This is a genomic window from Pseudomonas sp. LBUM1655 (assembly GCF_059716085.1).
Genome location: NZ_CP166801.1, coordinates 1,730,527 through 1,751,852, shown reverse-complemented (window position 1 = coordinate 1,751,852; position 21,326 = coordinate 1,730,527). Strand labels below are relative to the sequence as shown.

At 59.2% G+C, this 21,326-nt stretch carries 20 protein-coding genes; all 20 read right to left on the bottom strand.

What is annotated here, in order from left to right:
• Positions 1 to 21 precede the first annotated feature (21 nt).
• On the bottom strand, positions 22 to 1,452 hold the full coding sequence (fliD, locus tag ACA074_RS07825) for a flagellar filament capping protein FliD (protein WP_497617064.1): 1,431 nt from the start codon (positions 1,450 to 1,452) through the stop codon (positions 22 to 24).
• Between the two features lie 82 nt (positions 1,453 to 1,534).
• Positions 1,535 to 1,900 carry a flagellar protein FlaG gene (locus ACA074_RS07820; RefSeq protein ID WP_187677371.1) on the bottom strand — a complete coding sequence of 122 codons (366 nt, stop codon included), beginning with the start codon at positions 1,898 to 1,900 and terminating at the stop codon, positions 1,535 to 1,537.
• 74 nt (positions 1,901 to 1,974) lie between these two features.
• Complete coding sequence (locus tag ACA074_RS07815; protein WP_123465735.1) at positions 1,975 to 2,826, bottom strand: flagellin domain-containing protein; 852 nt, start codon at positions 2,824 to 2,826, stop codon at positions 1,975 to 1,977.
• 252 nt (positions 2,827 to 3,078) lie between these two features.
• A complete protein-coding gene (locus ACA074_RS07810; RefSeq protein ID WP_187677370.1) occupies positions 3,079 to 3,342 on the bottom strand; it encodes a hypothetical protein in 264 nt (87 codons plus the stop codon).
• Positions 3,339 to 4,631: a motility associated factor glycosyltransferase family protein gene (locus ACA074_RS07805; RefSeq protein WP_497678735.1), complete on the bottom strand. Its 1,293-nt coding sequence runs from the start codon at positions 4,629 to 4,631 to the stop codon at positions 3,339 to 3,341. Before ACA074_RS07805 ends, ACA074_RS07810 begins: the two co-directional genes overlap by 4 nt.
• Positions 4,632 to 4,723: 92 nt before the next feature.
• Positions 4,724 to 5,650 carry a ketoacyl-ACP synthase III gene (locus tag ACA074_RS07800; protein ID WP_401271060.1) on the bottom strand — a complete coding sequence of 309 codons (927 nt, stop codon included), beginning with the start codon at positions 5,648 to 5,650 and terminating at the stop codon, positions 4,724 to 4,726.
• Between the two features lie 227 nt (positions 5,651 to 5,877).
• A complete protein-coding gene (gene pseI, locus ACA074_RS07795; protein ID WP_497658947.1) occupies positions 5,878 to 6,930 on the bottom strand; it encodes a pseudaminic acid synthase in 1,053 nt (350 codons plus the stop codon).
• Positions 6,927 to 8,429, bottom strand: a complete 1,503-nt coding sequence (pseG, locus tag ACA074_RS07790) for a UDP-2,4-diacetamido-2,4,6-trideoxy-beta-L-altropyranose hydrolase (protein ID WP_497678734.1) — start codon at positions 8,427 to 8,429, stop codon at positions 6,927 to 6,929. Before pseG ends, pseI begins: the two co-directional genes overlap by 4 nt.
• Positions 8,426 to 9,121: a pseudaminic acid cytidylyltransferase gene (gene pseF / locus ACA074_RS07785; RefSeq protein WP_497678733.1), complete on the bottom strand. Its 696-nt coding sequence runs from the start codon at positions 9,119 to 9,121 to the stop codon at positions 8,426 to 8,428. The genes pseG and pseF overlap by 4 nt, the downstream gene beginning before the upstream one ends.
• Positions 9,118 to 9,738 carry a pseudaminic acid biosynthesis-associated methylase gene (locus ACA074_RS07780; protein WP_489878505.1) on the bottom strand — a complete coding sequence of 207 codons (621 nt, stop codon included), beginning with the start codon at positions 9,736 to 9,738 and terminating at the stop codon, positions 9,118 to 9,120. Before ACA074_RS07780 ends, pseF begins: the two co-directional genes overlap by 4 nt.
• A 31-nt stretch (positions 9,739 to 9,769) precedes the next feature.
• Positions 9,770 to 10,927 (bottom strand): UDP-4-amino-4,6-dideoxy-N-acetyl-beta-L-altrosamine transaminase, encoded by a 1,158-nt coding sequence (gene pseC, locus ACA074_RS07775; protein ID WP_401271047.1) that lies wholly within the window; start codon positions 10,925 to 10,927, stop codon positions 9,770 to 9,772.
• Positions 10,924 to 11,925 (bottom strand): UDP-N-acetylglucosamine 4,6-dehydratase (inverting), encoded by a 1,002-nt coding sequence (pseB, locus tag ACA074_RS07770; RefSeq protein WP_305442024.1) that lies wholly within the window; start codon positions 11,923 to 11,925, stop codon positions 10,924 to 10,926. The genes pseC and pseB overlap by 4 nt, the downstream gene beginning before the upstream one ends.
• Positions 11,926 to 11,956: 31 nt before the next feature.
• The gene (locus ACA074_RS07765) at positions 11,957 to 14,890 is read right to left on the bottom strand and encodes a TIGR00180 family glycosyltransferase (RefSeq protein ID WP_497678732.1); all 2,934 of its coding nucleotides are present in this window, start codon (positions 14,888 to 14,890) and stop codon (positions 11,957 to 11,959) included.
• A 52-nt stretch (positions 14,891 to 14,942) separates the two neighbouring features.
• Positions 14,943 to 15,680, bottom strand: a complete 738-nt coding sequence (locus ACA074_RS07760; protein WP_187677361.1) for a cephalosporin hydroxylase family protein — start codon at positions 15,678 to 15,680, stop codon at positions 14,943 to 14,945.
• Positions 15,681 to 15,697: 17 nt separating this feature from the next.
• The gene (locus ACA074_RS07755; protein WP_497678731.1) at positions 15,698 to 16,768 is read right to left on the bottom strand and encodes a class I SAM-dependent methyltransferase; all 1,071 of its coding nucleotides are present in this window, start codon (positions 16,766 to 16,768) and stop codon (positions 15,698 to 15,700) included.
• Positions 16,765 to 17,616 carry an NAD-dependent epimerase/dehydratase family protein gene (locus tag ACA074_RS07750; protein WP_497658944.1) on the bottom strand — a complete coding sequence of 284 codons (852 nt, stop codon included), beginning with the start codon at positions 17,614 to 17,616 and terminating at the stop codon, positions 16,765 to 16,767. The genes ACA074_RS07755 and ACA074_RS07750 overlap by 4 nt, the downstream gene beginning before the upstream one ends.
• On the bottom strand, positions 17,613 to 18,839 hold the full coding sequence (locus ACA074_RS07745; RefSeq protein ID WP_497658943.1) for a methyltransferase domain-containing protein: 1,227 nt from the start codon (positions 18,837 to 18,839) through the stop codon (positions 17,613 to 17,615). The genes ACA074_RS07750 and ACA074_RS07745 overlap by 4 nt, the downstream gene beginning before the upstream one ends.
• Positions 18,836 to 19,396, bottom strand: a complete 561-nt coding sequence (locus ACA074_RS07740; RefSeq protein ID WP_187677357.1) for a dTDP-4-dehydrorhamnose 3,5-epimerase family protein — start codon at positions 19,394 to 19,396, stop codon at positions 18,836 to 18,838. The genes ACA074_RS07745 and ACA074_RS07740 overlap by 4 nt, the downstream gene beginning before the upstream one ends.
• Positions 19,393 to 20,475: a CDP-glucose 4,6-dehydratase gene (gene rfbG / locus ACA074_RS07735; protein ID WP_187677356.1), complete on the bottom strand. Its 1,083-nt coding sequence runs from the start codon at positions 20,473 to 20,475 to the stop codon at positions 19,393 to 19,395. Before rfbG ends, ACA074_RS07740 begins: the two co-directional genes overlap by 4 nt.
• Entirely contained in the window at positions 20,457 to 21,230 is a 774-nt protein-coding gene (rfbF, locus tag ACA074_RS07730; RefSeq protein WP_401271033.1) for a glucose-1-phosphate cytidylyltransferase, read from the bottom strand. The genes rfbG and rfbF overlap by 19 nt, the downstream gene beginning before the upstream one ends.
• Positions 21,231 to 21,326 lie beyond the last annotated feature (96 nt).

The following is a 21,326-nucleotide window of genomic DNA, read 5'->3' as shown; positions in this document are numbered from 1 at the left end:
GGGCTTTTGGCGTTTCAGGCCTTAGCCTTTCTGTTGAGCGGTCAACGCCTCGAACATCGAAGTGATGTTGCTGGCGGTGGCCTTCAGCTTGCCGACAAGGGTGTCCATGTCGTTGTACTTTTTGGTCAGTACAGCGGTCAGGGTTTCGATACGACGATCGAGCGCAGCCTGATCATTGGTCAGTTTGGTCTTGGTCTTGTTCAGACTGGTGGTGCGCTGATCCAGAATCCCGCCAGTAGTGGAGAACGGCGTAATCGCTTTTTGCATGCGCTTGAGCAGACCGTTGTCAGAACCCAACTCGCCAACGAACATCTTCTGGACTTCGCCACCCAGCTTCTTGTCATTCATGGCAGCGGTGAACTTGGTGCTGTCAAAAGAGAGCGCACCGGTTTTCTGATCGGTGGTAATGCCCAGTTGCGCCAGAACGGTCAGCTTGTCGCCCGAACCGGTTTGCGACAGCGGCTCACGGATGGCCGACAGGATCGAACGCGGCAAGGCGTCGCCAGTCAGAGCCGCCGCAACGGTCGGCTTGCCATCATCGTCCAGGGAAGGCTTGGTCAGCGCAGTGATGCCGTTGGCCAGAGCATTGTAGGCATCGACGAACTTCTGAATGGAAGCTTTCAAGCCATCGTTGTTGCTGGCGACGGTGACAGTGGAGGTACCGGTCGCTACCAGATTCAAGGTCAGGCCGGAAACAGCCTTGTCGACGGTATTGCTCTTGCTGGTCAGGGCCATGCCGTCGATGGTGAATTCGGCATCGATCGCCAGAGCACCAATGGAACCCGCGGAAGTCGCCGTCATCGGCGAGCCGCTGGTGCCAATCACGGTACTGCCATTGATGGCCAGCTCGGAAATTCCGCTGACGGAAATATCGGAACCCGCACCCGTGGTAGTAGAACCCAATACCAGACGCGAACCAAAGGAGTCAGTGACGATGTTGGCACTGATGCCTGCGCTCTTGAGCTTGTCGTCACCGTTGATCGAGTCGCGCACCGATTGCAGTGTCGCCCCAGCCTTGATGTCGAGGTTGTATGTGCCAGTACCCTGCTTGATGGTCAGCGTGCCAGCCGTAATCGGACTGGTGTTACCACCTGCAAAAGCGGCACTGGCAACCTTCGAGGAGGTGGCCAGCTTGCCGACGGTCACAACGTAGTTACCATTGACCGCCGTGTTGCCGGCAGTGGCGCCGAGGATCTTTGGATCAGAGGAAGTGGCAGCAAAACCCGGGAACTGTGGGTTGGAGAGACTGCCCAGGTCCGTCAAGGTCTGAGTGAAAGCCGTCATCAACGACTTCAGAGTACCGATACCGGAAATGCTTGCGGTGTTGGTCGCAGTCCCACGGTCGATCTGACCTTGCTTGGCCGCTTTGTCAGCGTTTACCAAGGCTTTGACGATAGCACCGGTATCAAGGCCGGAGCCTAAACCCGTGCCCGGTAGAATTGGACTTGCCATGTGGAACTCCCTTCAGTGTGTCGCCGGTCTTTTGACCACTACAACGCCCAAAAGAACATAGCAACAAAATTCGTGCCAGCTGTCAGACTTTAGCGCTGAACAACAGGCTGCTTGCATCATTCAAACTATTTGCCAGTTTCAGCACTTCTTCGTTGGGGATCTGACGGATCACCTCACCGGATTCGCTGGCAATCACTTTGACCACTACTTTGCCTGAAGGCTCATCGATCGAGAACTCCAGATTGCGCTTTACCGACTGCACAAACTTTTCGATTTCCTGAACGGCCATCTTCAGTTTTTCCTGCTCGGTCTGATCGCTTTTGCGTTCATCCTTGACGATAGCTACCGGGGCAACCACCGGGCGAGGCTTCTCCGCAGGCTTGTCGGCAACAGTCGTCGCCTGCTTGGCCGCAGGATAAGACAAGTTCAGCTTGGCGCTCATATCCATGTCCATCACCTCTTAAAAAAGTAAAAAGCGAGAGAGCGCGACAAGCGCACTCCCCCGCCAAAACTCACCAGCTATTACTGAAGCAGTTTCAGTACAGCGGATGGCAGTTGGTTGGCCTGAGCCAGAACTGCGGTCGAAGCTTGTTGCAGAGTTTGTTGCTTGGTCAGCTGTGCAGTTTCAGCAGCGAAGTCGGTATCTTGTACGCGACCCAGTGCAGCACTGGCGTTTTCGTTGATGTTTTGCAGGTTGGAGATAGTGCTGGTCAGACGGTTCTGAGCAGCACCGAGGTCCGCACGGCTGGTGTTGATGGTTTTCAGAGCTTTGTCGATCGCGTCGATTGCAGCTTTGGTGCTTGCTTCAGCAGTGGTGCTGTCGGTACCGGTAACAGCGATAGTAGCCGAACCAACGCTCAGAGTTGCAGCGTCGAAGCCGCTGTTCAGAGTGATGGTGATCTGGTTGGTAGCGCCAGTGTTGGAACCAACCTGGAAGGTCATGGTGCCAGCAGTACCGTCGATCAGGTTTTTGCCGTTCAGGTTGGTCGACTTGGCGATACGAGTCAGCTCGTCCGACATGGTCGCGAATTCTTTGTTCAGAGCAGCACGGTCGTCGGTGCCGTTCGAGTCGTTTCGTGCTTGAACAGCCAGTTCACGCATACGCTGCAGAATGTTGGTCGATTCTTGCATCGCGCCTTCAGCGGTCTGAGCGATCGAGATACCGTCGTTGGCGTTTTTGATCGCCATGGTCTGACCACGGATCTGCGAAGTCATACGGGTAGCGATTTGCAGGCCGGCGGCGTCGTCTTTAGCGCTGTTGATTTTCAGGCCGGAAGACAGGCGAGTCATCGAAGTCGACAGAGCGTCGGAAGCACGGTTCAGGTTTTTCTGAACGTTCAACGATGTGACGTTAGTGTTTACTGTTAAAGCCATGACGAATTCCTCGTTGGTTGGGTACTGCGGCTTCCGGCCCTGGCAACCGCCGGGTATGGCCTAGAGAACCTTCGTAATAGTTATCGTCGGGATTGGGACTTGCTTTAGGGGATTTTCGAAAAAAATTGCCATCAGACGGCCACCCCTCGTAAATCAAGGACTTGGCGGCCGTCGACAAACGAAAAAATGGCGTCAGGAATACGCCGGAAGCTCAAGATCGGGAGCCAGAACCGACGAGTGGGGAGAAATTGTCTAAACGGACAGACTGTCCGTGATCAGTTGAGTCAATTCGTATTCGAGGTAATCCGCCAGTGCCAGCCAGTTTTGCGCCTCCTGACATTCCAGCATCAGACTGAGAACCTGCAGCCATTGGTGTTGATTATCCGCACCCGCTTGATCGAAGGATGGTTGCAGCGCAGCGGCCAGATCAATCATCGCCAACCCTGCCTCAACGTCACGCCCCAGCCGGAACAACGTCGCACACTGCTGTGCCTGCTCGACAAACATTGCACTCATAGCGCCAACTCCGGATGAAAGGCGGTCCCGGCAATGATCGCCCCGGCCCGACTGCTGTTGTAAAAGCGCACCTGAGGATGCCCGGCGATAAAGCGCTCCAGTTCGCACAGATAGCTACGGAAGTTGAGTTGGGTTTTGATGCGTTGGCCGTGGCCATCGAGCACCCAGTGTTTCGCCGCACCGAGTTGAGGTCCCAGTTCACCGTCATTCCAGCCGGCATGGGTCTTGTCGCCCGGGAAGGCAAAGTCGGCACCGAACAGGGTGATTTCCCCGGCACCCATTTTCACCGCCAGATCCACTGCAGGGTGGATCACGCTACCGCCCCCATGCAATTCACCTCTGGGAAATTGCTGGCGCAAGGCCTGATAGATCGAACTAGGTGAATAGGCTACATAGCGCGGGCCTTGCCAGGCACTCAACACTGACGGATCGACCATGGGCATATACACCAGACGAATGGCGCTCGTACCGGCCGGCGGCAAGTGACGCTCGGCAATGCGCTGATCGATCGTAACCACGATGTCGGGGCGAATCCCCTTTTCAAGCAACGGTCTATACGCGGTGTCGACACAGATAAACAGCGGCCGTGGCTGTTGCTCGCGGATCGTCCGCAATCGCTGGAAGTGCATTTCCAGGCTCGGCCCTGTCGCAATCACAAACACCGGCATGCCCGCGCATGTGCCGAACAGCTCGGCGACATCCGCATCGACGTGCATCAGCGTCTGACTGGCATGCAAGCGTTCGACAATGTGCGCAGCGTGCGGATCGAACTCGCGATTATTGAACGTAAGGTGCGTCTCGCTGATCAGTCGGTCGCGGATTTTCGCGTTGTAGTCGTCTGCCAGCACCAGCTCGGACGGCAAGGCAAAGAAAGGCAGGCAGATTTCCTCGCGATCACCGGCGTAGTGCAACTGGACGCGTGAATCGCCGAGCCACGGTGCTTGATCAAGCAGTTGCAGCACCAGCGAAAACACGGCGCCATTGAGAATGTGCACGTGCAATTGCGCGAGTGCCGGACGTAGCAGCAGCTCGTGTTGCAGATCGCCCAACCCGGCACCGTAGATGTGTAACACCGGGCTGTCGGCTGCCAGGCTTGCGGCCTGCACCTGCGCTTCACGCATACGGTCATGCCGACTGGTCAACTGAATGCCATTGACGCTCAAGGTCGAGCCCAGTCCTTCCACCAGATCGGCCTGCAACGAGCTCGGGTCTTCGCTCAGCAGACGCGCAGCCACCGCAGGCCAGCGCTTTTCGATGATCTGGATATTGGATTGAAAAAACTCGCTCATGGCGCCTCGCCTGACATCCGGGCAAAAAAATAGCGCTCAAGGTTACACCTTGAGCGCTTTTTTGTGCCGCGTTTTATAGAAAAACAGGTGACTCAGGGACGATAGATAATCGCCGACCCCCAGGACAAACCAACGCCGAAACCGCTGATCGCAACGCGACTCCAGTCAGAATCGAGCACGTGTTTTTCCAGCAGCAACGGAACACTCGACGACACGGTATTGCCGGTCTCGACCATATCCTTGATGAACTTCTCCGGCTCGCCTTCGAAGCGCCGCGCCACCGCATCGACAATTGCCGCACTGCCCTGGTGAATGCAGAACGCATCGATGTCGTCAGCCTTGAGGCCGGAATCGTCGAGCAATTCATGCAGATGCGCCGGGACTTTGAGCAGCGCGAAGTTGAACACCTGACGACCGTTCATGAAGAACACACCATTGCTGACCTTAAGGTGCGGAGCGCCGGAGCCGTCAGTGCCGAACTTGGCTTTACCCAACGCCCAGGTCGGATCTTCGCCCATCCAGGTGGCGGTGGCGGCATCGCCGAAGAGCATGGTGGTGTTGCGATCTTCCGGGTCGACGATCTTCGAATAAGGGTCAGCGGTGATCAGCAAACCGTTCTTCAGGCCTGCGGCTTCCATGAAGCCCTTGATCGCATAGATGCCGTAGACGTAACCGGAGCAGCCCAAGGAAATATCGAACGCCGCGACATTGGTCGGCAGACCGAGCTTGTCCTGCACGATCGCGGCAGTATGCGGCAGGCCTTCTTCGTCACCGTTCTGAGTGACGACGATCAGCGCGTCGATCGACTCACGTTTCAGCTCAGGGTTGCTGGCAAACAGCGCATTGGCCGCTTCAACGCACAGATCGGAGGTTTCTTGTTCAGCGTCTTTGCGCGGCAGGAATGCCGAGCCGATCTTGCCAAGGATGAAGTCTTCATCCTTCTCGAATTTTGCACCTTGTGCGTAATTGTCCACGCCGGCTACAGGAACGTAGCTCGCAATGCTTTTTATGCCAATCATTACGGCTTCCCAATAAAAAACAGCCCAAAACCACCGCTCGCAAGGATTCGAGGGGCGCCGACAAACAGAAAATGGCTGCCACAACGGGCAACCAGAGGGGAGCGCAAAGGGCTATCACTGGAACCGATAAAGGGCCAGGCGCCATCTCCCCGATCAATACAATACAGTGAAGATGCGCGTTATGACTCGCAGGTCACGCTATTTTGCCGAATCGGTTGTAGATCGGGTTATTCGACCAATGACCAATCCAGCGGCGTACCGCGCTTGATCGCGGCGCGAGCGTGGCGCCCGAGAACCGCATCGGTGTGCTTGGGCGGCAGACCGAGACCGGGGCGGATGGCACGCAGATTGGCAGCGGTGAAGGCCTCGCCCGCCGCCATGTCGGCGGTGACGTACAGCGAACGGCGGTAGACCAGCGACTTGCGCTCGGCCTCGGTGGGGCCGTATTGCACTTGGCCCATGGCCTGCCAGGCACGCTCGGTCTCAAGCACCAGACTGGCCATTTCCGCAGGTTCCAGCGAAAAACTGGCATCCACCCCACCTGCCGAACGGTCGAGGGTGAAGTGTTTTTCCACCACCGTTGCACCGAGCGCCACAGCAGCGACCGACACGCCGACGCCCATCGAGTGGTCAGACAGCCCGACCTCGCATCCAAACAGCTCACGCAGATGCGGGATCGTGCGCACGTTGCTGTTAAGCGGTGTCGCCGGATAAGTGCTGGTGCACTTGAGCAACACCAGATCCTTGCAGCCGGCCTCACGGGCAGCGCGCACGGTTTCATCGAGCTCTGCGATGCTGGCCATGCCGGTAGAAATAATCAGCGGCTTGCCAGTGGCGGCGACACGACGAATCAACGGCAGATCAGTATTTTCGAAACTGGCAATCTTGTAGGCCGGCACATCGAGGCTTTCGAGAAAATCCACCGCGCTGTCATCGAACGGCGTCGAGAACGCGAGCATCCCCAGTTCTTTCGCGCGGGCAAAGATCGGCGCATGCCACTCCCACGGCGTATGGGCCTTTTCATACAACTCGTAGAGCGAAGTGCCCGCCCACAGGCTGCCCGGATCCTTGATAAAGAACTCACCCTCTGCCAGGTCCAGTGTCATGGTCTGGGCCGTATAGGTTTGCAGTTTCAGCGCATGCGCCCCGGCCTTGGCCGCCGCCTCGACGATTTGCAGAGCAACGTCCAGCGACTGGTTATGGTTGCCGCTCATCTCGGCAATGATGAACGGCGGCGCGTCGGCACCGATCAGGCGATTGCCAATCTTGAAACTGCTCATTTGCGGTGATCCTTCAAAACACGGGTGAACGCGCAGGCACTTTGAGTGAACCCGGCGTCGCGAAAAACATTCAGTGAGGCTTGGTTGGCCGGCAACACTTGAGCGGTGATCGCGCTCATCTGCGGCCAATGTGCAGCGGCGAACGCTTCGCCCCGCGCCAACAGTGCACCGCCCCAGCCGAGACCAAAACGCCCTTGCAGCAAATACAGCGAGACCTCCGCGTCAAAACCACGCAAGTCATAGCGCAGAACGCCGACCGGGCCGTCATCGCCTTCAGCGACCAACAGCAGCCGCTGAGGGTTACGCAAGCTCGCAGTCAGCCAGTCCAGATGTTGCTTCCAGTCGATAACGCCAGCGTCCAGTGACCAGCGGCGTACCGCCTCGGCATTGCGTCCGTCAAACAACAACTGCGCGTCGTCCAGCGTGGCCGGGCGCACCTTGAGCACCGCGCCCGCCAATGCCGCCGCAACCCGCAGCGCGCCGCGCCCGTCGACCAATTGCCGCGAACGTTCGGCCAGGCTTTGGCGCAGATAAACATTGTCGACGACCAAGCCGATGGCTTGGCGCAATTGCTCGACACTGACCTGCTCGCGGGCGCCCATGAACACATGCGCGCCAGCCGCCGCCATGACTTCGCCGTTGGCCTGCTGATTATTCGACACGGCTATGCAGATCGTTGGCAGCCCCAGTGCCGCGCGCTCCCAACTGGTGCCACCGCCGGCGCCGATAAACAGATCGGCCTCGGTCATACGTTGATGGAAATCGCTGACAAAACTGTGCAATCGCCAATTTGGCCGTGTCTTGGCCAGGGCCTGCATCTGTGCCCATGCCGGGTTGTCGGCGCCGGCGACGAAATCCACTTCGAGCTCGGGAAATTCCGCCAGCGCCAGCATCGCGTGATGAGTCTGCATCGCCGCGTCGAAACCGCCGAAATTCACCAATACCCGGCGGGCCTTGGACTTGATCTCGACGGCTGGGCAAATGAACTCCTCGCGCAGCATGGCAAAGCGCGGACCAAGCAATGTGCGACAACCGTCAGGCAACAGCGGCGCGTAATTCTCGCTCAGGCCGGAGAGGTTCTGATTGAGCAGCAGGTCAACGCTATAGCGCCGAGTGGCCAGATCATCCACTGCTGCAATCCGTGACGCCCAACGCCGGGCCGCCGTTTGCCAGTGATGATCGAGGCCATAGTGGTCGGCAATGATCCAGTCGAACCCTTCATGGCCGTCGAGCAATACATCCAGTGCATCAATGTCCGCTTGCCACGGCAGCATCGATTCGATGGCCTGCTGTGGATCTTCTTCGGCATAGCGTTCGGGTAACGCGAACGTCTCGAAACCCTCTGCCTGCAACGCATCAAGCCGATGCCCCGGCAAGCGCCGACAGGCAAATGCGACGTGACTGCCCTGCTTGCGCAACACCCGGGCCAGCGTCAGGCAACGGGCAATGTGACCACTGCCGATGGTCGGCGACGCGTCCGCACGGATCAGCACTCTCATTGCATTTCCCCGCCAGCCTTGAGCGCGGCATACAGGTATTCCGCGCGTTTCCAGTCTTCGACGGTGTCGATGTCCTGCACCAGATGCCGAGGCAGGATTACCGGCAGACTGGCTGGCGAATACAAGACCTCACCGCGCAGCCATGCCTGGCATCGGCCCCAGTAGAACTGACCGGCATCCTGGAATGCTTCAGGCAGATCCTGCGAGCGGGTATTACGAAACTCCGGATACAACGCCGTCAGCGCACCCTGCCCGTCTAGCGTCAACGCGCGCTGCACGGGAAAACCAAAGCTGCAAACAGAAAACGCGAAGGACTTGTCGCACTGCTGCTCCAGCAATTCGAAGCCTTCACGCAGAAACCGCGCCTGCAACAACGGCGCCGTGGCATAGACGCAACAGGCGTAATCAAACGCTGGCAGTTGCTGCAAGGCATGCACGATCACCGCTGCCGTGCCGGTGAAATCATCGGCCAGATGCGCAGGACGCAAAAATGGCACCGTGGCGCCATGAGCCCGCGCGAGTTCGGCGATTTCTTCGTCGTCAGTACTGACCACAACCTCGTCGAACAATCCCGAGTCCAGCACCGTGCGAATCGAACGGACAATCATCGGCACGCCATCGAACGGCGCAAGATTCTTGCGCGGGATGCGTTTGCTGCCCCCGCGGGCCGGGATGATTGCAACGTTGCTCAAGGGCGTTTTTCCATAAGGAACCAGGTGACGTCGTCAGCAGGAAATTGCCGGTCACGGTGATACACGAAGCCGTAATCCAGCAGGTGCAGATCAGCGTAGCGATCAAGCATTTCACCGGCGAAATCACGTTTGAACAGTTTGCCGCTGTTGCCGCGATAGGACACTTCCACCGGCGCCGGATTGTAGTACTCCGCGATCAGGATATAGCGCTGGCTGAGCTCGTACAGCTGCGCGTAGGCCTTCGGCAACAGTTCCGGGGCAAGATGAATCAACACGCCTTTGCTCAGCGTCAGATCGTAGGAGCGTTCGTAGGGAAAGTCGAACAGCGAACCGTGCCAGATCTTTGCGATGTCCAGTGCTTTGGCCTGTGCACAGGCATTGGCGTTGATCTCGACGCCGGACAACTCGCATTGCGGCAACAGTTGATGTAGTGCCTGCAAGTTGTTCCCGACATTGGTACCGAGTTCCAACAGGCTGTCGATCCGACCCGTTCTCGCCAACGCCTTGGCAAACAACGCCAGATTGGCCGCCACCAGCGATTGCCCGACGTTGCGCGCAACGTACTCGTTGCCGAAGTCACCCAGCCAGAATTGTTCCTGTTCACTCAGATTGCGCATTGCCATTTCCCATCCACCGCCACAGCGGTGTTCACTCAGTCAACTGTCGCAATTGCTCGACCACATAGTCCTGCTGCTGATCGCTCAGCAAAGGAAACAGCGGCAGGCTGATCGCTTCGGCGTAATAGCGCTCGGCTTCGGGGAAGTTTCCCTCGGCGAAACCCAGGTCGCGATAGTACGGCTGCAAATGCAGTGGAATATAGTGCAGATTCACCCCGACTCCGGCCGCGCGCAAGCCTTCGAAGACCTGGCGGTGGCTGAGATTGATCCGATCGGTCTGCAAGCGGATCACGTACAGATGCCAGGCGGATTCAGCGAGCGGTTGGGCGCTCGGCAAGGTCACGGGCAAATATGTCAGCAAATTCGCGTAACGTGCCGCCAGCTCGCGTCGACGGGCGATGAAACCGTCCAGTTTGTTCAGTTGCGACAAACCGAGCGCGGCTTGCAAGTCGGTGATCCGATAATTGAAGCCCAGTTCCACTTGCTGGTAATACCACGGGCCGTGGCTGGCTTCAGTCATCTGCTGCGGATCGCGGGTCATGCCGTGGCTGCGCAGGCGTTGCAAGCGCTCGGCCAGTTCCGGGCGATTGGTCAAGACCATGCCGCCCTCGGCGCTGGTGATGATCTTCACCGGGTGGAAGCTGAACACGGTCATCGCGGCGAATTCGCCGCACCCGACCGGCCGCCCGGCATAGCTGGCGCCCACTGCATGGGAGGCATCTTCGATGACGGTGAAGTTGTAGCGCTCGGCCAACTCGCCGATCTTGCGCATGTCGCAGCTCTGACCGGAAAACGCCACCGCCACCAGTACTTTTGGCAGTGTGCCGTCCTGCTCGGCCTGATCCAGCTTCGCTGCCAGCGCGAAAGCATCGAGGTTCCAGGTCAGCGGATCGATATCGACAAAATCAACGTCGGCGCCGCAATAACGCCCGCAGTTGGCCGACGCCAGAAAGGTGTTCGGCGTCGTCCACAGGCGGTCGCCCGGGCCAAGTCCGGCCGCCAGACAGGCAATGTGCAGCGCTGCGGTGGCGTTGCACACCGCCACCGCATAATTCGCCTGACAACGTTCGGCCATCGCCTGCTCGAAACGCTCGATGGTCGGACCCTGGGTCAGCCAATCCGACTGCAATACCTCGACCACCGCATCGATGTCAGCCTGATCGAGGCTCTGGCGGCCGTAGGGAATCATGCCGAGAGCTTCGCGTGCAGGTCAGCGATCTGTCCCACCGAGAGGAACTGCGGGTTGGTGTCGGAGCGGTATTCGAAGTCCTCACTCACCGGCTGGCCGCGCTCGCCGAGCTTGTCCACGGCAAAATCGACATCGACGCTGGTGAAGCGAATCGATGGCTGGATGGTGTAGTGATCCTCGAATTCAAGGGTCATCCGCGCATCGTCCAGCGGCACCATCAGCTCATGGAGTTTTTCCCCCGGACGGATGCCGACGTTTTTATGCGGCAGATGCTCGGCCATGCCCCGGGCCAGATCGACAACGCGGATCGACGGGATCTTCGGCACAAACACTTCACCGCCGTGCATGCGTGCAAAGCTGTCGAGCACGAACTGCACACCGTGATCGAGGGTGATCCAGAAACGCGTCATGCGCTCGTCGGTGATCGGCAGTTCGGTGGCCCCGTCAGCGATCAGCTTGCTGAAGAACGGCACTACCGAACCGCGCGAACCGGCCACGTTGCCATAACGCACCACGGCAAACCGGGTCTGCTGCTCGCCGGCAATGTTATTGGCGGCGACAAACAGTTTGTCCGACAGCAACTTGGTCGCGCCGTACAGGTTGATCGGGCTGGCAGCCTTGTCGGTGGACAGCGCGACAACTTTCTTCACGCCGTTATCGATGGCGGCGGCGATGATGTTTTCAGCGCCGTTGACGTTGGTACGAATGCACTCGGTCGGGTTGTATTCCGCTGCCGGCACTTGTTTGAGCGCGGCGGCGTGAACCACGTAATCGATACCGCGCATGGCCTGACGCAAACGATCGGCGTCGCGCACATCGCCAAGGAAATAGCGCATGCACGGCGCGTTGAACGTCTGCTGCATTTCGTACTGTTTGAGCTCATCGCGGGAGAACACCACCACGCGCTTGGGTTGGTATTGCTCCAACAGGCGACGAATGAAATTACGCCCGAACGAGCCAGTGCCGCCGGAGATGAAAATCGATTTACCGTTGAACATGTCTAGAGTCCTGTTTCCTGTGCACGAGGCGTCAGGCGAGCAACTGCGCCCAGTTCACACTGGACGCAGCGCCGAGAGTAAAGCCCTTGCCGGTCAGGGAAAGGTTCTGGTTGTAAGCCGTGTCTTGAGCGAAGCGAGCCTGCCACTTGTCACGTAGCGCGGCAGCCAGTTGCGGCGCTTCAGGGAGCACGCCCGGATGCTGGATTTGCGCTTGTGGGCACCAGACCGTCAGGTAACCGGCATCGGCTGCTTTCAGACACAGATCAATGTCGGCGAACGCCGTGTCGAAATGTTCTTCATCCAGACCACCGGGTGCTTCGAACAGTGCTTTGCGAATCATCAGACAGGCGCCGGACACCGCCGAATAGTTCTGTTCGACCAGATGGCCGAACAGGTAGCCCGGAGCGTCTTTTTTCTCACCGACGTACGCCGCGCCAAGCAGATCGTTGAGTCCCAGAATCAAGCCACCCTGAGTGGTGACGCCACGTGCATCCTGCAGTTTCGCTCCGACGATCCCGACTTCGGGCCGTTGCGCCTGATTGAGCAGTGCATCAAGCCAGTTGGCATTGACCACTTCGGCGCGCGCGGAAAACAGCACCAGGTATTCACCTTTCGCTTCAGCGCCAGCGAGGTTGTACAACGCCGATTCGCTCAACCGCTCGCTGCTGCGCAGCACCCGAACTCGCTCACCCTTGCCCTCCAGATTGCCCAGCCATTCAGCCAGTTCCGCAGACTGGCTATGGTTGTCGACAATGAGGATTTCGTGGCGCTGATAGCGGGTTCGTTGCAGCAGGCTGACCAGCGCCGACTGCAACGCTTCGAGGTTGTCCTCACTACGCAGAATGATCGACACCAGCGGCCGTTCGCTGTGCTGATAGTCGATTTGCCAGGTTTGCGGCAACGTCGAACCCACTTGGCCGCGGTATCCGCGCTTGGCGAGATGACGTGTCAGGGTCTGACGCTCATGAGCGTTTTCTTCAGCAGGCGGTGCGTCGCAGATCAGCAACGGCTCCGCCAGATGAGCAAGGCCAGCCAGCCCGCCGTCTTCGATCAAGCGCAGCAAAAGGTCGAATTCCAGCGCATCGCTGTACTCGGCGGCGAAGCCTTTGGCCTGAACCAACACATCGCGCTGGAACAACCAGTGTCGCGCCATCATCGACGGCACGGTTTGCAGCAGGTCGAAGTTGACCCCCGGACGGAACACATCCGCCAGCGCACCGCCCGGCTGACGCTGGATTTCATCCATCGCCACGGCGCGCACTCCTTCGGCCCCCAGTAGTTCAAGGCTTGCACGCAGCAGACCGCTGGCAGTGAACTGGACCCCCGCCTCGGCGAGCATGATCCAGTCGCTACCGATCTGAGGCAGCAGTTGATTGATCCGCTCGACGTAGTTGGTCGTGGTCACTTTGACGAAATGCACGGTATCGCGCACGGTCGTGGTCGCCGGCAACTCCCCGGTGGTGAGTACAACCAGTTTGAACGCCTTGCAATGGCCGCCAACCAGGCTGTCGAAGGTCGTCTGCAGCTTGACCATGTCGGCATCCAGATCCAGCAGGAGAATGCCCATTTGCGGACCGCCGGCATGGCTGGTCAGGTGCCGGGTGATTGCTGGCAGTTGCGCAGGCTCGGGATCACGCGCTTCGAGCCATTGCAGCAGCCGCCCGGTCGGCATGTTTTCGAAAAGCTTGCGCTCCTGTTGCCCCGGTACCGAATTCAAACGCTCCAGCCAGGCCTGTAGCTTCACCCCTTCTTCAGGCTCTTCACTGGCAAGCATGGACTCGGCCAGGCGTTCGACTACCTCGCGATTGAACATGTTCAGGGTCAGCGCTTCCCATAGACGCGCGCGAATCGTCCGTTCATCGTCATTGGGATGAACACGCATCAATTCGTGCTGACGCAGCAACACACCTTCCAGCTCCTGCAGTTGCAGGCGCCCGGCAGGCATGGCGTGCAGCAGGAATTCGTACTCGGTCAACAAGTCGAAAACCGGCTTGTTGTAGAACGGCATCTCGACAAATTGCTCGGGCGCGAATGAGCGCACCGGCTCCTGACCCGGCTCAATCCACGCCGAGCGGAAAATCGCTGCACCGGACAGCGAACGCCCCTTGAGCAGGCAGTCAGCCATTTCGGCAAAACTGTTCAGGGCAATCTGCTTGATCGCGGCCGGATCCTGACCACTGAAAGCAGTAGGGATCGACGCCAAAAACTCGGCAAAGCGCTCGCGCTCGGCTACGGTTTTCGCGTCTTGCCAAGTCAGGACCGTCAACACGTTGGTGTTGTGATCAGAGCTGCCGTAGTTGGCTTCGCGCACCGCAAAAGCAATCGGCAGAACCCGCGCCTTGGCGCACGCCAACAGATAAAACGTGTGACCGATTTCCTGCCATTCGAAACTGGTGCCCGCCGGCAGCAAGCTATACCACTGCTTTAGCAGATCGGTTCGGGTCACCGCATAGAACGGCGGCAGGAACTGCCCCATGAATTCCATGACACGGGTTTCCGGCTGTGCCGAGTCATAGTCTTCCTGAATAAGCTTGTCGCGACGGTAATAGGTCACTTCGCTGGCACGGGTCAGGTACATGAACCCGTAGCCGTGGCACAGGCCGTAGTCAGGATTGGCCTGGAGGAAATCCACGGAGGCCGTCAGTGCGTCATGGATCAGGAAATCATCGTCGGCCGCAAACACCATGTACGGCGTAGTCACCTGCTGCACGCCCCAACTGAGCTTTTCCTGCAGGCCTTTGTAGGAGTACTGCGGCAAATGACGATAGTCCACCGACGGAAAATCGACAGCGATGCGATCATCGCCCTGCACCGTCGAATCCAGCACCAGCACCTTGGCCGCGTAGCTGCTGTAGTACTGCAATGTACGACGCAGAAACGCATTGCGGTTGTGGGTGATCACCACCACCGTGAACAGCTCGTTCAGCGGTGTCGTGTTGGTTTGAGTGCTGCTTTGAACCTGCATTTTTCCTATCCCCACAACCGGCCAGACGCCTGATGCCTGAAACTGTTTTTGATTAACGAACGCGACGCAGATAACCGTCCGGCGCCACGGTGATCAGCAGTTTGTTTTGCAGCTGCTGGTCAATCTCGAAATCCTTGTTCTCTTCCAGGTATTTCCATACCGCGGTTTTCGGGTTATCGCCCGGGCCCCATGGACGGTCCGGGAAGAAATCGGCCGGCATGTCTTCAACCACGGTGTCCATGACCACGCAGTAGCTGTCGACCGACACCAGCGGAGCGTACAGACGCAGCTCTTCGAGCACGTGATCGTGGGTGTGGTTGGAGTCGAGCACCAGAATGACTTTCTTGCCGGCGGCTGCGGCTTGCACCTGAGCGGCGATGGCCGCGTCGATGCTCGAACCTTCGATCATCTTGATGCGCTTGGCCATCGGATGGCTTTCGATCGCTTCACGGTTGTGCGGGCGAATATCGAGGTCGATGCCCAGCACTTCGCCGTGGCCTTGCAGCTCCAGCAGGGAGGCGTAGTAGATGATCGAACCGCCGTGGGCGATGCCGCACTCGATAACCAGATCCGGTTTGACCTGCCAGATGATCTCCTGCATCGCCATCATGTCTTGCGGCAACTGAATGATCGGGCGACCCATCCACGAGAAGTGGTAGCTGTACTTGTGTTTGGCCGATTCGTTGAAGAAATCACGGGCCAGGCCAGTGAGTTTCTGGTCGTCACCTTGCTGGGCGATCTGCTCGCGGCATTCGGCTTCAAAGGCTTGGTTAATGCTGTTGTCGGTCATGGTCAAAATCTCAATGGTCACTGGAACGAAGCGCTATCGACGGCGTGATAGACGTAGCGTCCACCGGTCATCCGCTTGATTTCTTCGAGGTAATTGGAGTTCATCACAAACAGGTTGGCGCCTTCGGGCAAGGCGTCCATGGCCTCTTGCGGCGAGGACACGCGAGCGCCGCTCAACGGCAGATAACGACCCTGCTTGGCCGGGTTGATATCCACCACACGATCCACCGCCACTCCCGCACGTTGCAGGGCCAGCGAATAGATCACGCCTTTGGACGAGGCGCCCCAGATCGCCGAACCCTGCTCGGGGGCGGACTGAATGATCTGCACCGCGCGCTCGAGGCTGGCGGTGAAACCGTCAGGCAGCGTCAGGCGTGGCACCGGTTGTTCCGGGGTCAGGCGCAGCGTTGAAAGGTCGGCGACGATGTACAGGTATTGGCCACCGAACAGGTGACCGGCCTCGTGCACGGTGCCGAACATCCGGCGCAGGTCATCGAGGCGGAAATAATTGACGTGTTCGTAGAACAGGTCGAACCAGGCTTTGTGCTCGAGGATCCAGTCGAAGCACGGCACTTCGATGTAGATCTGCCCGCCCTGATTGGCTTCGGCGATCACCGACAGGAAGCTCAGCGGGTCCTCGATGTGTTCAAGCACATGACGCAGCACGATAGCGTCCGCCGCCAGGCCAAGACCGCGAGTGAACGGTGCCTTGATCACGTCGGCATTTTCGCCTTCGTAAGCCGGATCGATGCCGGTGATCGAGTAGCCGAGGCCCTTGAGCAACTCAAGGAAGTAGCCTTTGCCACAGCCAACTTCGATCAGTTCCTGACCCTTGAAGTGTTTGGCGATGATCCCTTCAACGTCGCTCAGGTGCTTCTGGAACTGGCCGGAATGCGCCTGCTCGTTTTGATAGTCGGCGTCGTAGCTGAGTTTGTCGGCGTCGAACGCGGCGTTGAAGATCAAGCCGCTGCGCTCATCCTGCACCAGCAGCATGTCGGCACTGGCCGAGGCCTGCGCCGACTCGGGATCGGCGAAGGTGCGGTTCTGCAGCACCGGCAAATTGGTGACGCGGTACAACTCGTGCCTCATTGCGGCTCTCCCAATAACTGTTGCAAACGCTCGGTCACCGCCCAGAACGCCAGCGGTTCGTGGGTTGGGTATGGGTAGTGGCCGAGGTTCAGCTCGATGGACTTGCCGCGCTCACGCAGGCGTTGTTCGACCAGCGCGCGTACCGACACTGGCTGACCGCTGGCGCAATTGATCACGCCATTGAAATCGCGTTGATGCAGGATCGCGGCAAGGTTATCGGCAGCGGTCTTGATCGGCAGAAAGTCGCGCAGTTGTTCGCCGGCAGACATGTTGAACGATGGTTCGCCCGCATCGATCGCTCGATCCAGTGCGGCCAACAGACTGTTGGGGTTCTGCCCTTCGCCATGCAGATAGAACAGTCGCGCCCATTGCAAGGTGAACGGATGTTCCTGCTGCAGATTCTGCAAAAACAGGTGCAACGTATGCTTGGCCAACCCGTAGGGATTGCTCGGGCGCGGCTCGGCACTTTCGCTTAGCGGCCCGCTCTGCATCCCATATTCAAAGCAGGTACCGGTCACCAGAACCTGCTTCACGCCCGCCTCGACCGCGCTCTTGATAAAGCGATAATCGGCCATCAGGTTGTGCTCGAAATGAAACAACGCGCGATAGTTCGGCAACCCCGGCCAGGCCAGATGCGCCAGCGCATCGACATCCTCGGTCAATGCAACGACGTCGAGATCGGCGGCGTGAATATCCGCCGCGACGAATTCGACGTCGTTGATCCACGGCATGCCCTGCGCGGTTTCTGCATTGCGCGCCACGGCTCGCACTGCGCAGCCGCGCGCCAGCAATGCCGCGACCAGATGCCGGCCGACGAAGCCCGTGGCTCCCGTCACCAGCACTTTCACAGCACGCTCAACTCAGGCACGGCGATCACGAAGCGGCCGTCCCATTGACGCACTTGCGCCAGTTGCTGACTGACTTCGTGCAGCAGGTTCCATGGCAGCACCAGCACATAGTCCGGTTTCTCGATGTCGATCTGCGCCGGCGCGACAATCGGGATGCGACTGCCCGGCATGAACTTGCCCTGCTTGTGCGGGTTGGCATCGGCCACCCACGCCAGCAGGTCGGGTTTGACCCCGGCGTAATTGAGCAAGGTATTGCCCTTGGCCGCTGCACCGTAGCCAACCACACGCTTGCCATCGGCCTTGGCCTGCAACAGGAAGCGCAGCAGTTCATGCTTGATGCGTTCGGCAGCAGGCGCGAGGGTCGTGTAGTACGCGGCAGTTTTCACACCCGCATCGAGTTCAGCCTGCAACTGTTGCTGCACGGCCGGTTGTACCGCGCGGCGCTCGCCGTCCTTGCGCTGCACGAACACCCGCAGCGAGCCACCGTGAGTGTTCAACTGGCTGACGTCGAACACTTCCAGACCATTGCGCTCGCACAGGGTCTGCACGGCGGTCAGCGACAGGTAGGAATAGTGCTCGTGATAGAGCGTGTCGAACTGCGCGCCGGCCATCAGCGTCAGCAGTTGCGGGAATTCAAAAGTGGCTACGCCGGCAGGCTTGAGGAGTGCCGCGAAACCGCCCAGAAAATCGTTGATGTCCGGCACATGCGCGAGCACATTGTTGGCCGCCATCAGGTCGGCGCCCCAGCCCTCTTTTTTCAGCTGCGCGGCCGTGTCGCGACCGAAGAACAGCTCACGAATCTCCAGACCTTTTTCCCGCGCTGCCTGCGCGGTGCTGCGAGTCGGTTCGACGCCCAGGCACGGGATGCCGCGACCGGCGACGTACTGCAACAGGTAACCGTCGTTGGCGGCGACTTCAACCACACGGCTTTCAGTGCTCAGGCCAAAGCGTTCGACCATCTCGGCCACATAGCGCTCGGCATGCGCCAGCCAGGTGCTTGAAAACGAACTGAAGTAGGCGTATTCGGCGTCGAACAGGCTGTCGGCGCGGGTGTAGTCCTCGGTCTGCACAAGCCAGCATTGCTCGCACACGGCGACCTTCAATGGCACCCATTGCTCGGCCTGTTCCAGGCGATCGGCATGCACGTAAGCATTGGACGGTGGCGAGGTACCGAGGTCGATCAGCGGCAGACTCAACGGTGCGGCGCACCCACGGCAGTTCATAGACGCACTCCAGCAAAGTGTTGATCGAGCGCGGGATGGCTGGAATCACGCACTGACAAATTATTGACAGGCAACGGCCAGGCAATCGCCAGCCGTGGATCGTTCACCGACAGACCGCCCTCGTGCTCCGGCGCGTAATCGGCGCTGTGCAGGTAGAGCAACTCAGCATCTTCGGTCAGCGTCTGGAAACCGTGGGCGAACCCGGCCGGTATCAACAGGCTGCGACCGTCACCGGCCTTCAGGTGCTCGGCGTGCCAGTGCAAAAAAGTTTCGGAATCGGGACGCAAATCCACCGCCACATCCCAGACTTCACCGCGCAGGCAGGTGATGAGTTTGGCTTCCGGCGCATTCGCGTTTTGATAATGCAGACCACGCACACTGCCCTTCTCGCGGGTGCAGGAATGGTTGATCTGACGGATGTGAAATTCGCTGCCAAACGCACTCAAACTGCCTTCGCAGAACAGTCGAGCGAAGTGCCCGCGCTGATCTTCGAAGCGTTTGTGCTGGACACTGAACAGTCCGGACAGCGGCAATGCGTGCAAGGAGAACTCGCTCACAGCGCGCCTCGGTATAGATTCAGTTGGCCGAGAGTGACGGCGCGCATGTCGTCACCGTTCTGCCACGCCAAATGCCAGTCGAGGGTCTGGGCCAGGCATTGCTGCAAGGTCCAGCGTGGTTGCCAGGCAAGCAGTTGACGTGCGCGGCTGCTGTCCAGACGCAGCAGACCGGCCTCATGCAGTTCGCTCGGCTCGATGCGCAGCCCACGCGCCTGTGGCCAGCCACTGGCGAGCAATTCGACCACTTCGCCGACGCTGCACATATCCGCTTCGCTCGGGCCAAAGTTCCACGCACCGGCGTATTCCGGGCCTTGTTCGTAGAGGCCGGCGGCCAGTTGCAGATACCCAGCCAATGGCTCCAGCGCGTGCTGCCATGGGCGCACGGCTTGCGGGTAGCGCAGGGTCACCGGCTCGTCTGCCGTCCAGGCCTTGAGTACGTCGGGAATAAGTCGTTCCGGGGCGAAATCACCGCCGCCCAAAACGTTGCCGGCACGCGCCGTGGCCAGGGCCAGACCGTGTTCGGCGTACTTTTCAGCCGGGAAGAACGACGCCGCATAAGACTGCGCCAGCAATTCACAGCAAGCCTTGCTGCTGCTGTAAGGATCGTGACCACCGAGGGCTTCGTCCTCGCGGTATGGCCACAGCCATTCCTTGTTGGCGTAGACCTTGTCGGTGGTCACCAGCACGCAGGCGCGCACGCAACCGACCTGACGGATCGCCTCAAGCAGGTTCAACGTGCCCATAACGTTGCTGGAGTAAGTGCCGAGCGGATCACGATAACCTTCACGCACCAGCGGCTGGGCCGCCAGATGCAGGACAATTTCAGGCTCGGTGTCAGCGATGATCTCCAGCAAGGCGCCGAGATCACGCAGATCGCCGCGTTGGTCGTTGATGCCTTCGTGGACCCGCGCCAGTTCGAACAGGCTTGGTTCGGTCGATGGATCGAGGGAAAATCCGCTGACTTGCGCGCCAAGGCTTTGCAGCCACAGGGTCAGCCAGCTGCCTTTGAAACCGGTGTGGCCGGTGACCAGCACACGCTTGCCACGCCAGAAATCAGCACTCAGGCCCATTGCTTCCATGGGGCCTCCCCGCTCATCCACAGCGCTTCAAGATGGTTCTTGTCGCGCAGGGTGTCCATTGGATGCCAGAAACCTTCGTGCTCGAAGGCTTTCAATTGTTCGTCCTCGGCCAGACGGGCCAAAGGTTCGGCTTCCCAGGTCGTCTCGTCACCGCTGATGTACGGCATCACTTTGGGGGAGAGCACGAAGAAGCCGCCGTTGATCCAGCCGCCGTCGCCACGAGGTTTTTCGGTGAAGCCAAGCACCTGATCGCCTTGACGTTCAAGGGCACCGTAGCGACCCGGCGGCTGCACCGCCGTGACGGTCGCGAGACGGCCGTGAGCTTTGTGGTAATCCACAAGCTGAGCGATGTTGATGTCGGAGACGCCGTCGCCGTAGGTGAAGCAGAACGCCTCCTCATCCTTCAGATAACGCGCGGCACGCAGCAGACGGCCACCGGTCATGGTTTCCTCGCCGGTGTCGATCAGCGTGACGCTCCATGGCTCGCTGTAGTTCTGGTGCACGTCCATGCGGTTTTCGCGCATGTTGAAGGTGACGTCGGAGGTGTGCAGGAAGTAATTGGCGAAGAAGTCCTTGATCGCATAGCCCTTGTAGCCAAGGCAGATCACGAAGTCGTGAATTCCGTGGGCGGAATACTGCTTCATGATGTGCCAGAGAATTGGCTTGCCGCCGATCTCGATCATCGGTTTGGGCTTGAGGTGCGACTCTTCACTGATGCGCGTGCCGAGGCCACCCGCCAAAATAACTGCCTTCATCGTCTCCCCTCTTGTTCTTCACCTGACTCGGCCAAGCGGTTGCAGGCCTTTTGGCTAAACCTTTGCCAATCCGGGCGCGGGTCAATGACCGCGAGC